General features: G+C 69.4%; 10 protein-coding genes. 5 read left to right on the top strand and 5 right to left on the bottom strand.

Going from position 1 to position 12,821, the window contains the following annotated elements; translation table 11 throughout:
• Window positions 1-22 precede the first annotated feature (22 nt).
• Window positions 23-1,228: a cellulase family glycosylhydrolase gene (locus K368_RS0102640; protein WP_027171039.1), complete on the top strand. Its 1,206-nt coding sequence runs from the start codon at window positions 23-25 to the stop codon at window positions 1,226-1,228.
• On the opposite strand, the gene K368_RS0102635 is transcribed toward K368_RS0102640, so the two are convergent.
• Window positions 1,188-2,423: a VpsF family polysaccharide biosynthesis protein gene (locus K368_RS0102635; protein WP_027171038.1), complete on the bottom strand. Its 1,236-nt coding sequence runs from the start codon at window positions 2,421-2,423 to the stop codon at window positions 1,188-1,190. The genes K368_RS0102640 and K368_RS0102635 overlap by 41 nt on opposite strands.
• Before the next feature lie 76 nt (window positions 2,424-2,499).
• Window positions 2,500-4,620, bottom strand: a complete 2,121-nt coding sequence (locus tag K368_RS0102630) for an exopolysaccharide transport family protein (RefSeq protein ID WP_027171037.1) — start codon at window positions 4,618-4,620, stop codon at window positions 2,500-2,502.
• Window positions 4,621-4,917: 297 nt separating this feature from the next.
• Between K368_RS0102630 and K368_RS0102625 the strand changes: the two genes are divergently transcribed.
• Window positions 4,918-6,429 carry a formyl transferase gene (locus tag K368_RS0102625; protein WP_027171036.1) on the top strand — a complete coding sequence of 504 codons (1,512 nt, stop codon included), beginning with the start codon at window positions 4,918-4,920 and terminating at the stop codon, window positions 6,427-6,429.
• 6 nt (window positions 6,430-6,435) lie between these two features.
• Here K368_RS0102625 and K368_RS0102620 read toward each other — a convergent pair whose 3' ends face one another.
• The 3 genes from K368_RS0102620 to K368_RS0102610 all read right to left on the bottom strand — a co-directional run bounded on the left by K368_RS0102620 (window position 6,436) and on the right by K368_RS0102610 (window position 9,898).
• Window positions 6,436-7,623: an NAD(P)/FAD-dependent oxidoreductase gene (locus K368_RS0102620; protein ID WP_027171035.1), complete on the bottom strand. Its 1,188-nt coding sequence runs from the start codon at window positions 7,621-7,623 to the stop codon at window positions 6,436-6,438.
• Window positions 7,624-7,832: 209 nt separating this feature from the next.
• Complete coding sequence (locus K368_RS0102615) at window positions 7,833-9,233, bottom strand: HAMP domain-containing sensor histidine kinase (RefSeq protein WP_081739478.1); 1,401 nt, start codon at window positions 9,231-9,233, stop codon at window positions 7,833-7,835.
• Entirely contained in the window at window positions 9,230-9,898 is a 669-nt protein-coding gene (locus K368_RS0102610) for a response regulator transcription factor (RefSeq protein ID WP_027171033.1), read from the bottom strand. Before K368_RS0102610 ends, K368_RS0102615 begins: the two co-directional genes overlap by 4 nt.
• Window positions 9,899-10,064: 166 nt before the next feature.
• Between K368_RS0102610 and K368_RS0102605 the strand changes: the two genes are divergently transcribed.
• The 3 genes from K368_RS0102605 (at window position 10,065) to K368_RS0102595 (ending at window position 12,750) form a co-directional block, all read left to right on the top strand.
• Window positions 10,065-10,721 (top strand): hypothetical protein, encoded by a 657-nt coding sequence (locus K368_RS0102605; protein ID WP_027171032.1) that lies wholly within the window; start codon window positions 10,065-10,067, stop codon window positions 10,719-10,721.
• 76 nt (window positions 10,722-10,797) lie between these two features.
• Entirely contained in the window at window positions 10,798-11,220 is a 423-nt protein-coding gene (locus K368_RS0102600) for a hypothetical protein (protein ID WP_027171031.1), read from the top strand.
• A 207-nt stretch (window positions 11,221-11,427) separates the two neighbouring features.
• Window positions 11,428-12,750: an MFS transporter gene (locus tag K368_RS0102595; protein ID WP_027171030.1), complete on the top strand. Its 1,323-nt coding sequence runs from the start codon at window positions 11,428-11,430 to the stop codon at window positions 12,748-12,750.
• Window positions 12,751-12,821: the final 71 nt, after the last annotated feature.

Raw genomic sequence — 12,821 nt, 5'->3', positions numbered from 1 at the left:
GGCAATCCTGGCGGCTGCGGCGCTGACTGCGGGATTTGTGCCGTCCGCCGCCCCGGCGCCGCTCCGCCTGACGCGCGGCATCAACACCTGGCCCTGGTTCTCCCTCACGCGGGAGTTCCCGGCGCCCCACACGGATTACGGGACGCCGCCGTTCCAGGAGGGCCGGCCCGTTCCGACGGGCCGCGACCTCGCCCGCCTGCGCGCGGCCGGGTTCGACTTCCTGCGCCTGCCCGTCGATCCCGGACCGTTCGCCGCCGCCGGGCCGGAGGAGCGCGGGCGCCTCATGGCCGAGCTCAAGGTCGCCGTGGAGGCGGCGTTGCGCGCGGACCTCGCGGTTCTGGTCAACGTACAGGCCAACGGCGCGACGCATCACTGGAACCCGCAGAATTACTACGGCGAGCCCGGCGCGCCGCTGTTTCCCGCCTATCGCCGCTTCGTCTCCGACCTCGCCCGCCTGCTGGAGGGCATCGCCCCGGAGCGGTTGGCGCTGGAGCCCGTCAACGAGCCGCCGCAGGCATGCGGCGCGGCATCGTGGCTGACGATTCAGGACGACCTCCTCGGCGAGGCCCGCCGGGTCGCCCCACGCCTGACCCTCGTGGCCTGCGGCGCCTGCGGCAGCATGGTCACGGGACTCACCGCCCTCGACCCCGTGCCGCTGGCCCGCTTCGCGCCGCTCCTGTTCACATTTCACTATTACGAGCCGTACCTGTTCAGCCATCAGGGGGCGCCCTGGATGCGGGAGCCGGTCTACCGCGCCCTCAACGCGGTGCCTTGGCCGGCCTCCGCCGGCAGTCTCGAGACGACGCTCGCCGCCGTGCGGGCCAGGATGGCCGGTGATACCGGCCTGTCGGCGGAGGCCAAGCGCGAGGCTTATGCCCTCACCGAGGCCAAGCTCGCCGAGTACTTCGCCGCCCAGCCCAACAAGGGTTACCTTGCCCGCCACCTCGCCACGGTGGGCGAATGGGGCCGCCGCCACGGCATCGCGCCGCGGAACATCGTGCTCGGGGAGTTCGGTGCCCTGCGCAGTGATGCGCGCTACGTCGCCTCCCATGCGGAGGACCGGGCGCGTTACGTCCGCGACGTCCGGGAGGCGGCCGAGGCCGAGGGCTTCCCCTGGGCGTTCTGGAACCTGTTCGACGGGATGGGCCTGATGGACGATGCCACCCGGCGCTTCGATCCGGCCATCGTCACCGCCCTCGGTCTGCGCGTCCCGACGGACGATCGCTGACCGCGTGGAACAGGCCCAGGAGCAGAATGGCGAACTTAGCGAGCAGCGTGGTCTTGGCGCCGATCCCCTCGAACGTGTTCACCAGAATGACGAAGGCGATGACGGGAAGGAACGTGCCGGGGCGGCAATGGCGGACCAGCTCCATCATGTAGAGCGTCACCGCGACGGTGAGCAGGACCGTCATGAAGATCCCCTGGTAGACGAGGGTCCGGACGATGGGGTTCTCGATGCCCCATTCGAGCCCGCTTACGCGCCGTAGTGAATCCACCAGGCTCATATCCGGGCCGACCAGCAATTCGCGGAAGGGGATGCTGGCGACGAGGTCGAGCATCTCCACGCGGGCATTGGCGCTCCCGCCATCGGCCATGAACCGGCTGAGCAGCGCGTCGAAGAACCCGCCGGCCGCGAGACCGCCGATGCCGAGGGGCACGAGGGTGAAGAGGAAGATTCCCGCCGCCGCTGCCAGGAGCGGGATCCGGCCCGCGCTCAGCACTTTGTGCAGGGCGAAGAGGCCGTAGCCGCCGCCGAAGATCAGCGTCACCACCATGGCCGAGCGCCCGCCGAAGGCGACGAGGGCGGCGAGCTGTAGCCCGATCATCGCGAGGCGCTGCGGAACCGTCATGCGCCCGCCGCCGCCGATGAGGCCGAGGACGTAGCAGGCCGTGAGGGTGGCGTTGCCGAGGGGGTGTCCCTGAAGTGCGGCCGAGCGCGTATCGGTAGCGAAGACCTGCCCGTCGAGCCGATAGGGAAAGAAGAGGGTCTTCGTCGCGAATTCCGTCAGGCCCAGCAAGGCGTTGACGAGCATCACCGCATGCACCGTCAGTTCGAGGCGCCTCCAGGTCAGCGCGTCACGGTCGGCCAGCAGGACGACGAAGAGGCCCGGTAGCAGGAACGTGTCCAGCGCCCCCGCCATGCCCGGGCCGCTGCGCAGGACGATGTGCAGGAACAGCCCGATACTGCACGCGGCGAGCAGCATCCCCGCCGGCCGCACCTGCACGGCATAAACGAGATACCCCGCCGGGTTGCCGGACCTGAGGGCGGCCCAGCCGAACAGGACGATGACGAGATAGGTCGAGGGATGGATCTTCTGCGGCGCCGCCCCCGTGAGCCCATCGTAATTGATGCCGACATTCCACAGCATGCCACCCGATACGCCGAGGATCAGCACGGTAAGGGCGATCAGGCCGAACGGCATCGGACTTCGGGAGGCCGCTCCGGCCTCCTTCCGTCCTCGGGCCGGGGAATGGACGGCGCTCCTCATGGTCCGCCCGTCACGCCGCCGCCGCGTAGCGATCGACGAAGAGACTGCCCGAGACCGGGCTGCCCAGCACTTCCGAGATATCGAGGATATCGAGGAGGTCGCGCTGGCGCGTGGCCCCGTTCTTCGCGACGATCAGGAGCCTGTCGCTGGCGGCGGCGAGGGGCCCGATCCGCAGGTTTCCGGTGAGGACGCCGCCATCGATGAGGATGAGGTCGAAGCTCGATTTGGCGGCTGCGAGGAACTGCTCGATATTGGCTCGGCTAAGGGCCTCGCGCGAGGCCTTGGCGATATCGCCGATGCCGATCCGCGCGGCACCGCTCTCCGAATCCGCCTTGGCCGCCGCCGCCATGCCGGCCTCGCCGCGCAAGACCTCGATGAGGCCCGGCCCGGAGGCGTTCTCCTCCGGCGGCGCTTCCAGATCCGCCTCCACGAGGAGCACGCGCTCGCCGCGCGCCGTTGCCACCGCTGCGAGCAAGTGGATCGTCGAGCGCCGGTCCGCCGCATCCGAGGCCGCCGAGGTGACGAGCACGCTCAACGCCTGACCCGGCGGATGGATCTGGCCGCGCACGCTGGCCAGCCGGTCGAGGGTCAAGCTCGCGGCAACGCTGGCCGGACGCTCGCTTCCCGCCTTGAACTCCGGATAGGTGGCGACCACGGACGTGTGCGAGAGCCGCTCCATCTGGCGTCGGGACAGGACGGTGGGGTCAAGATACTCGCGCACGAAGGCTAGACCGGCCCCGAGGCCGAGGCCGCTGACGAGACCGCCAGCGAACAGCAGGAGCCGCAGGGGCCAGCTCCGCTCGGCGGGCGGCCGGGCCCAGCTGATGACGCGGGCATTGGTGGTGTCGATGCCCGTCTGTTCCTGGATCTCGCGCGAGCGGTTGAGGAAGTTGCTGTAGACGGCCCGGCTGGTATCCACCTCACGGTCGAGTTCGCGCAGGCGGACCGAGGCCTCGCCGGTGACAATGGAGCCCCGCTTCAGCTCGTCGAGGTTCGAGGTCAGCGCCTTCTCGTTGGCGGCGGCGCGCTGATAATCCGTCTCCGCCGAGCGGGCGATGCGGGCCAGCTCCACCTCTGTGAGGCGTTTGACGTCCTGCATCTGGGTCCGCACCGCCTCGATATAGGGGTGGCGGTTGCCGAGCTGGGTGCGCAGATCCGCCTCCTTGCTCGCGAGTTCCGCATATTGGCTGCGCAGCCGCTCGATCACCGCGGACTGGATCGCCTCCGGGGCCGAATCCGGTCCGAAGGCGGTGCCGCGCGCGTCCTTGATCTGCTGCAGTCTGGTGCGCGCCTCCGCCGTGCGGGCGCGGGCGGCCACGATGCGGTTGTTGCTCTCGGCCAGTTGCTGCTCGCTGATGAGCTGGCCGCTCGCCGTGATCAACCCGTTCTCGGCCTTGAACTTCTCGACCTTGTTCTCGGCGACGTTGACGCGCTTGCGCAGGTCGTCGAGGCGCGATGCCATCTCGGCCGAGGCCCGCGAGGCCGCGTCCGCGCGGGCGGAGGTCTGGTCCTTGAGGTAGGCGGCGGCGATGGCGTTGACGATCCGGGCCGCCTTGTCCGGGTTGCCGGCGGTGACGACTACATCCACCACGAAGACCTTGTCGGCGCGCTTCACCGCGAGCCTGCGCCGGAGGGCGCGGACGGCCCGGCCTTCGGCGGCGGCATCGGTGCTCGGAGCGTAGCCTTCGCCCTGGAGCGTGCGCAGGGTCCAGCTGAGGAAGCCGGTGCCGACGCCGCCGAAATCCGGGTCGTCGAGCAAACCGGCATCGCGGGCCGCCCGGGTCAGGACGGAATCGGATTCGATCACGCGCGCCTGGCTCTCGACCTGGATCACGCCGCCATCCGGCGCCATGGCGACGGGATTGACGTCGTTGGTGACGATCTGCTTGTCGCGCGGGTCGATGAGGATCTGGGCGGTGGCCGCGTAGAGCGGCGGTGCGAGAAACCCGTAGGCCACCGCGATGAACGTGAGCAGCGCGGCGGTTCCCAGCACCCAGGCCCGGCGCACGGTGAGGATGCGCCAGAGATCGCCGATCTCGGCGCTCTTGTCGGGCTCGGAGGAGGGCGGCCGGTCGATGCTGGATCGACCGATCCAATCCGCCGCCGCGATGTGTCTGTCGATCTGTGCCATCGGATGCTCGGGCCGTGGCCGGGATACAGCCCGTCCTTCGAATACAGGCATGATCCGACTTTACTGACGATTCACCAACACCCGGGGATTTCCGCGATCTCGGCCCTCTTCGTGCGGAGCATGGTTAGCGAGGCGTTAAGATGAGCCCCCGGCCGGCGCTTGGTGCCGGGAGCGGTCAAGGGTTTCTCAATCGTGATGCTGTAACTGGACAACATGGAGGGGACGTCCCGCGTCGGACCGATCCCAACAGCCGGCGGCTTTCGGCCTCGGCTTTCGACTGTCCGGGGACTGACGACGATGCGCCTGCGACTGAGGCTGGATGGACGCGCTCCCCGCCGCTGGCATCTCCGTCTTCTGGAACGGCTCGCAGCGCTTCCCGGGCTCGAAATGGAGGTCGACCGCTCGCCGGGGCCAGGCGGCCTGCCGGGCAATGCTGCGCTGCTGTTCCGCCTCGAAGCCCTACTGAACCGCCTGTCCCTCGGCGGTCTGTCCGCCCCCGTCCCGGTGAACGCATTCGCCGCCTATCCCGAACCAACGGAGGGTGCGTCCTGCATCCTCGACCTCTGCGGCGATGCGGAGGGAGGCCCGGACCTGCCGGTCTGGCGCCTCGGCTTCGACGGCGTAGCGGGCGAAGGCGCCCTTCTCGCCGCGCTGCTCGGCGGCCGCTCCCCCGTGGCCGCCCTCTCCACGGATGGCAGGATCATCGCCTCCGGGCGCTTCGGCGCCGAGGATCGAGGCACCATGCTCAGTGCGTTCGAGGATGGGCTGATCCGCAGCATGACGCTCATCGTCGGCGCGCTGTCGGGCGCCCGGCCGCTTCTCCGGGACGGCGCCCTCGCATCAGCCGAGGCGCCCGCCCTGACCGTGAAGGCGATCGGCACCCGCGCCGCGAAGATGGCGGCGCGTCTCGTCGTCCGGCGCCTCTACTACCTCTGCTATCGCGCCCCCCATTGGCGCGTTGGCTGGCGCCGGCTGGCCGGCCCCGATCTCGTGGACCTGCGTGCGCATCCCTCGTCCGGCTGGCGCGACCTGGCGGATGACGGCCTGCGTTTCTACGCCGATCCGTTCGGGATCGAGCACGAGGGCCGCACCATCCTCTTCGTCGAGGATTTCCCGCACGCGACGGGCAAGGCGCTGATCTCGGCTGTGGCCTTCGATGCGAACGGCCCGGTCGGAGCGCCGGTCCCGGTGCTGGAGGAACCCTATCACCTGTCCTACCCGTTCGTGTTCGAGCGTGAGGGGTCGTTCTGGATGATCCCTGAGAGCTGCGCCAACGGCACGGTCGACCTCTACCGGGCCACGGCCTTTCCGGGCGGTTGGGTCAAGGAAGCGACGCTGCTCAGCGGCATCACGGCCAGCGATCCGACCCTGCTGGAGCGGGACGGCCGCTGGTGGATGTTCGCCACGGTTCGCGATCAAGCCGCCGATATCGGCGGAGGAACGGTGCTCGGCTCCTACCACGACAGCCTGCATCTCTGGTCGGCCCCGGATTTCCGTGGCCCCTGGACGCCGCATGCCCGCAATCCGGTGCTCATCGACATCGCCTCGGCGCGGCCGGCGGGACGCATCGTGGAGCGGGACGGCGCCCTGATCCGTCCGGTCCAGGATTGCCGCCTGGGCTATGGCGAAGCGCTGGCGCTGGCGCGGATCGACCGCCTCGACGACGAGGGCTACGTCCAGACCGTCGAGACGATCCTGCGCTCGGGCCCGCTCTTCCCCGGCACTCGCCTCCACACCCTCAACCGTACCTCGGCCTTCGAGTTCATCGACGGTTCGGCCCGCTCCCCCCGCTGGCGCGGGGGACGATAACCCGGCTCAGACGGTCTTGGTTTCCCCGATGGCCGGACGGCGCGGCCTGGCGATCGTCGTCCGCAGAATATGGAGGGCGTGCAGGCCGTAGCGGCCGATGCGGTTGCGCAGGCGCCGCAGGGTCCACACGGCGCCGCGTCCGACTGTGATCTCGCGGGCATAGAGGCTGGCCCGGAGGCATTGCTGGTCCGAGGCCTGCTTGATCGGGTCGGCGTAGAACGCGGCGATCTTGTCCTTGCCCATCCCCGGGGTAGCGAACCAGCGTGGCAGATGCTCGGAGCAGAGCCGGTCGACGTCGGTGAGCACCTTGCCGATCCCGGTCCCGGGGATCGGGCAGGGGGTCAGGAAGGCGTCGCCGAGGAGGACGACCCCGTCGCGTTCCGCATCGGCCGCGTGGACGATGTCGATCGGCCGCATCTCCACCGGCCCCGTCACGGTGAGGTTCGGGCAGAGGCGGGCGAGGCCGGGCATGGCCTGCCTCATGAGCGCCTCGGGGGATTTGCGGAACTCCTTCACCCACGGATCGGAGGGCGCGCGGTAGACGAAGAGGTTGGCCCGCATGGTCGCGCCGATGGGAAAGAGCGTGACATAGGCCACTGCGCTGTCGGCGCTTTCTCCGTAATAGGTCAGGGATTCGAAGCCGAAGGACGAGGGCGGGGCCGCCATGTCGAAGCCGAAGCACAGGGAGTGCTTCTCGCTGACCATGGTCCTGCCGATGCCGACTTTCCGTCGAAGCACGTCACCGAGGCCGGTGGCCAGAAGCACCAGCCGCGCGGTGCGTACACTGCCATCGGCGAGGGTGACACGCTGCCGTTCCGGGCCGGTCTCGATCTCCGCCACGCGCCCGACCACCAGGGGCGAGGAGACGGGCAGGGCGCCACGCAGGTCGTTGATGAGGGGCGTGTAGTGGACGCCGTATTCGCGCACGGCATGGCGCGAGAACAGATGGCCGAAGCGCGAGACGCAGACCTCGTCCACCGGCGTCGTCACGGCCCGCGCCAGTTCCCCGAAACCGAGTTTCTCGAACAGGTCCATCTGCGGCACGCCGAGCTTCTCCGCCCGGAAATCGGGGGGATAGACCGCGTGGGTGTCGATGATCGCCGTGTCGTAACCGGCCTTGGCGAGGGCAATGGTCGCGGTGGTCCCGGCGAGGCCCGCTCCGATGACGATGACGTCGTGGTCGATCTCAGACATCCAGAACCTCCCGCCCGAGCCCGAATGGGCCGCCTGTCCTCTGCCCTATGCCCCCGCCGTGCCATCTTGGAACGGATGCGGGACGCATGCGGAGCGGGACGACTCTTCACAGCAGGCCATATGCCGCCTGCTCGGTCCCGTTCAAGGTGCGCTGCCTGCCTTAAAGAATCCGTGCGGTTGAAGCTGCCATTTCGAGTCACGCCCACAAGTTACGCGGGCAAGTCGAGCCGCGCGCGAAGACCATGGAAGCTTCCGCGGTCGAGACGAAGCGACCCGCCATAGAGTTCAGCCAGTTCCGTGGTGATCGACAGGCCGAACCCGTGGCCGGGCACGGTCTCGTCCAGGCGTTTGCCGCGCCCGAGAACCCCGGCGGCCGCATCCGCGTCGAGGCCCGGCCCGTCATCCTCCACGGTGACGGTGATGCCCCGTTCGGTGAGCGCGGCGGCGATCCGGACTCGCGCCCGGCACCAGCGGCTGGCATTGTCGATGAGGTTGCCGAGCATCTCGTCCACATCCTGGCGGTCGCAGGCCACCGCGACGCCGTCTGGGACCTCCACGCTGAAGGCGATGCCCTTCTCGGCATAGAGCCGCGCGAAGGTGGCGCGCAGATCGGCCACGGGTGCCTCCAGCGCCGTCCTCTCGCGGGTGGCGCCGCCCAGGGCCGACGTGCGGGCGCGGCGCAGATGGTGGCGGATCTGCCCATCCATGCCAGAGACGAGGGTCGTCAGCCGGCCGTCGGGGTCGCGCTCCCCGTCCCGGAGGGCCATGGTCAGGGTCGCCAGGGGAGTCTTCAACCCATGGGCGAGGTTGGCCACATGGGTGCGCGCCCGTTCGAGATTCGCTGCGTTCTGAGCCAGCAGCGCGTTCACCTCGTGCACCAGGGGGCGGATCTCCGCCGGCTGCTTCTCCGGCACCTGTGCGCGTTGGCCCGCGCGAACTTCGGCGAGGTCCCGGCGCAGGCGCTCCAGCGGTCGGAGGCCGAGGCGGACCTGTACGACGATGCCGGCGAGGAGGCAGAGGCCGAGCACGGCGAGGATCAGCGCCAGGGCGAGACTCGCTTCGCGGACGGGGCCGCGCAAGGCCGCCATGGGCGCGGAGGCGACGATCGTCGCCGGGCCTGCCCCCGCCGCATCCGGCAGGGCGAGGATACGCAGGATCACCGGGTTGCCCCATGGGTCGACGGTGTCGCCCGGGCGGGGATGGTCGCGGTGTCGGCCCCCGCCATCCCGGCGGTCGTCTTCGGGAACGGCGAGGTCGCGGCCTTCCAGGGAGCCGGAGCGGAGGATCGCGTCGCCCTGACGGACCTGCCAGGACCAGCCCGACCGGTCGCGGTCGAAGGGCGGCCCGTCCAGGTTGCGCCCGAGGGCGAGGCGACCGTCGCGGCTCCGCTCGAGACTCGAGGCGATGGCGACGATCTGGCTGTCCAGGCGGCTGTCGATCTGGCCGCGCACGAAGCGGTGCAGGATGAAGCCGATGGCCACCCCCGCCACCACGAGGGCCACGGTGACAAGGGCGAGGGCGGCGAGGATCAGGCGCCGCTGCAGGGAGCCGCGATGCGGATCAGGCGGTCCGTGGGGAGCCGGTCCGTGAGGAGGATGTGGCGGGGTCATGGCGTCTCCCCCGGCACGAGCTGGTAGCCGTGGCCGCGCACGCCCTCGATCCGGGCCGGGGCGATCTTGCGGCGCAGGCGGGTAATGATGACCTCCACGGAGTTGGAATCCACCTCGGCATCGCCGTCATAGACCCGCTCGATCAGCTGGCCACGGGGCACCACTCCGTCCTTGCGCAGGATCAGGCACGAGAGCACCCGCCATTCGAGCCCGGTCAGCTTCAGCGGCAGGCCATCCCGCTCGAACGTGCCGAGGCCTGCATCGTAGGTGAGAGGCCCGCAGACGATCCGGTTGGCCCCGTGCGCCGAGGCGCGGCGCACCAGAGCGCGCAGGCGGATGACGAGCTCCTCCACCCGGAACGGCTTGACGAGATAGTCGTCCGCCCCCGCCTTGAAGCCCGCGACCTTGTCGCTCCAGCCATCCCGCGCGGTGAGGATCAGCACCGGCATGGTCCGCCCGGCGGCCCGCCAGGCCTGAAGCACCGAGACGCCGTCGCGCTTGGGCAGACCGAGGTCGAGCACCACGGCGTCGTAGGTCTCCGTCTCGCCGAGATGCTGGCCGTCCTCGCCGTTGACCGCGTGGTCGAGGGCGAAGTTCTCGGCGCGCAGGGCCTTGGCGATCTCGGCGGCGAGGGCCGCATCGTCCTCCACCAGAAGGAGCTTCATCGGGATCCGGATCCTTGGGAGCGCGGTGGCCGCATCGGGGAGCCCCGGCGCCTACGCGCCGCGCTTTAACCGGGGCTGAACCGCGCGGTTCAGATCAAGTTGGAGGGGCGAGCCTAGAACGGCGTCAACCCGAGAGGGGATCCGCTTTTTCCAGGACATCCACACCATGACGATCGAGAAGACCATGGACGGAACCGCCACCGAGATGCCGAGCCGCGCCGCCCCGCGCCGCTCGCGCCGCGGCTGGATCGTCGGCGCCATCGCCGCTCCCCTCGCCTTCGGGGCCGTCGGCCTTTCCCTGGCGCAGAATTCCGGCGTGACCCTCACTCCCGTCGCGCCGGTCGCCATCGCACAGCTCGCTCCTTCCGCCGCTATCGCTGCCAAGGGCGACGTCGCCGAGATTTTCGGCAACAAGTTCGTCCTGCAGGACGGGTCCGGCCGCGCCCTCGTCGAGACCGGCAAGCAGGGCGAGGGCGGCACCCTCGTCACCAAGGGCGAAGCCGTGACGGTGCAGGGCCGCTTCGAGAACGGCTTCCTCCACGCCACCCTCCTCACCCGGGCCGATGGCAAGACGGTGCTACTCGGTCCGGCGCGCGGTCCGAAGCCGGGCGGCCTCGATTGGGCGAAGGACAAGGTCGGTCTCGGCCCCGCCGTCGATGCGCCGGCCCTGACCGCGAAGGTCGAGGCGGCCGGCTATTCCGACATCCGCGTCACCGGCCGCGGACCGCGCCATCTCGACATGGCGGCCAAGGGCCAGGACGGGCGTGAGCGCCTGCTCCATGTCGGGTTCGACGGCGACATCCGCGAGAAGCGCAGCTTCTGACGATGACGATTCCCTCCCTCGGACCTCCGGGGGGGGGGGAAGTGATCGGCCTTCTCACTCATCGGGATCAACGACTATGCCAAAGACCGCGACCGCTACCGGAATCGTCTGGGCCGTGTTCGGCCATTGCTTCGCGCTGGAGGGGAATGGCACGAGGAGCCTCGCCGATCTCGGTCCGAAAGCCACGACGGAAGAGATGCCCACGGTCGGAGAGGCCGTCACCGTCGAGGGCGAGGTCACGCCCTGCGAGATCAAGGTGTCTCGCCTCATCATCGCCGACGGTACGGTCCGTATCATCGAGCGGCCGGACAAGACGCACGGCCCAGGCGATCCGGATACGGCCCTGCGCCTCGTCCGGGATGCCGGTTACCGCGTCGAAGGACCGCCGATACGCAAACCAAGGCATTTCGAGATTCGCGGCATCCGGGACGGAGTCGCCTTCGACGTCCATGTGCATGACGACGGCAGCATCCGGAAGGAGAGGCAGCTCGCAGCCTAGAAGCCCAGTATTTCACATGAGCAAAACACTGTCGGTTTGACCCGCCACGCCGGGGGTTCGACGCTCACGCAGAATTTAATCCCTGGTGAGGAACCTTCATTTCGGGCCGGGGTTTGCCGCTCCGATCGACGCGAAGCTTTGGCTTGCAGAGCCAGTGACACGCGCCGATCGGTCCCTTCCATGAAAAACTTGCCAAGGATCGATCGGATGACGAGCGTCACCGCCGCCGGCCAGGATCGGGGTCGCGCCCCGTCGCAGCGGACGCTGCGCGGGCTCGACGCCCTCAACTTCTTTCTGGCCGACGTCCGTGACGGGCTCGGCCCCTACCTCGCCATCTACCTCATCGCCGTGCGCGGTCCCGACCAGGGTTGGAACGAGGCGACGACGGGGATGATCATGACGATCGCCGGCATTGCCGGGCTGATCGCGCAGACGCCGGCCGGGGCCCTGATCGACCGGACCAACCACAAGCGTGCCATCGTCATCGCCGGGGCGCTGGCGGTCACGGCGAGTTGCCTGCTCCTGCCCTTCGTCACGAATTTCTATCTGGTGGCCGCGACCCAGTCCGTCGCCGGCATCGCCGGGGCGGTCTTTCCGCCGGCGCTCGCCGCGATCACCCTCGGCGTGGTGGGGCCGAAGATGTTCTCCAAGCGCATCGGCCGTAACGAAGGCTTCAACCATGCGGGCAACGCGGTCTCGGCGGCCATCGCCGGCTCGACGGCCTATTTCTTCGGGCCCATCGTGGTGTTCTGGCTGATGGCCGTGCTCGCGGTGCTGAGCGTCGGGGCCATGCTCATGGTGCCGGCCAAGGACATCGACGACGACCTCGCCCGCGGCCTCGACGAGTCGGCGGGGGAGGGCGGTGAACAGGCGTCCGGGATCAAGGCCCTGCTGCAGAACCGCACCCTGATGCTGTTCGCCCTGCTCGCCGCGATCTTCCACCTATCCAATGCCGCGATGCTGACCTCGGTGGGCCAGCTGTTGACCAAGCTGTCCGGTAAGGAGAGCGCGACCTCCCTCATCTCCGTCTGCATCGTGGCCGCCCAGTTCGTCATGGTGCCGGTGGCGGTCTTCGTCGGCGCCAAGGCCGATGCGATCGGGCGCAAGCCGATCTTCCTCGTGGCCTTTGGCGTGCTCGCCATCCGAGGCGTACTCTACACGTTCTCGGACAACCCGTTCTACCTCGTCGCCGTCCAGCTCCTCGACGGGATCGGCGCCGGCATCTACGGCGCGCTCTTCCCCATCGTCGTCGCCGACCTCACCCGAGGCACCGGACGGTTCAACGTCTCGCAAGGGGCGGTCGCCACGACGCAGGGGCTCGGCGCCTCGTTCTCGGCGACGCTGGCCGGTCTCATCATCGTGTCGGCGGGCTATTCGACGGCGTTCCTGGTCCTGGCCGGGATCGCGGCGGTGGGATTTATCCTCTACCTCGTGGCCATGCCTGAGACCTACGGGTTCGAGCCGCCGACCACGGCCTCGAAGCCGCCGAGCGCCAATGGGCCGGAGTCCATGGCCTCCGCCATCGCCTGACGACGCCATCGGTCGAGCACCGAATCCTCCGTTCAGCACCCTGAACATCCGGTTCCTTCCGACGCCCCGCC

The organism is Methylobacterium sp. 10 (assembly GCF_000519085.1).
Classification (GTDB): domain Bacteria; phylum Pseudomonadota; class Alphaproteobacteria; order Rhizobiales; family Beijerinckiaceae; genus Methylobacterium.
Note: the sequence above shows the minus strand (reverse complement) of the source record. Positions and strands in the feature narration are given on the sequence as shown.

Coding starts and splice junctions, on each gene's coding strand:
- K368_RS0102635 (WP_027171038.1), bottom strand. CDS start 2,423: ATGCCGTTCGGCCTGATCGCCCTTACCGTGCTGATCCTCGGCGTATCG.
- K368_RS0102630 (WP_027171037.1), bottom strand. CDS start 4,620: ATGGCACAGATCGACAGACACATCGCGGCGGCGGATTGGATCGGTCGA.
- K368_RS0102625 (WP_027171036.1), top strand. CDS start 4,918: ATGCGCCTGCGACTGAGGCTGGATGGACGCGCTCCCCGCCGCTGGCAT.
- K368_RS0102620 (WP_027171035.1), bottom strand. CDS start 7,623: ATGTCTGAGATCGACCACGACGTCATCGTCATCGGAGCGGGCCTCGCC.
- K368_RS0102615 (WP_081739478.1), bottom strand. CDS start 9,233: ATGACCCCGCCACATCCTCCTCACGGACCGGCTCCCCACGGACCGCCT.
- K368_RS0102610 (WP_027171033.1), bottom strand. CDS start 9,898: ATGAAGCTCCTTCTGGTGGAGGACGATGCGGCCCTCGCCGCCGAGATC.
- K368_RS0102605 (WP_027171032.1), top strand. CDS start 10,065: ATGACGATCGAGAAGACCATGGACGGAACCGCCACCGAGATGCCGAGC.
- K368_RS0102600 (WP_027171031.1), top strand. CDS start 10,798: ATGCCAAAGACCGCGACCGCTACCGGAATCGTCTGGGCCGTGTTCGGC.
- K368_RS0102595 (WP_027171030.1), top strand. CDS start 11,428: ATGACGAGCGTCACCGCCGCCGGCCAGGATCGGGGTCGCGCCCCGTCG.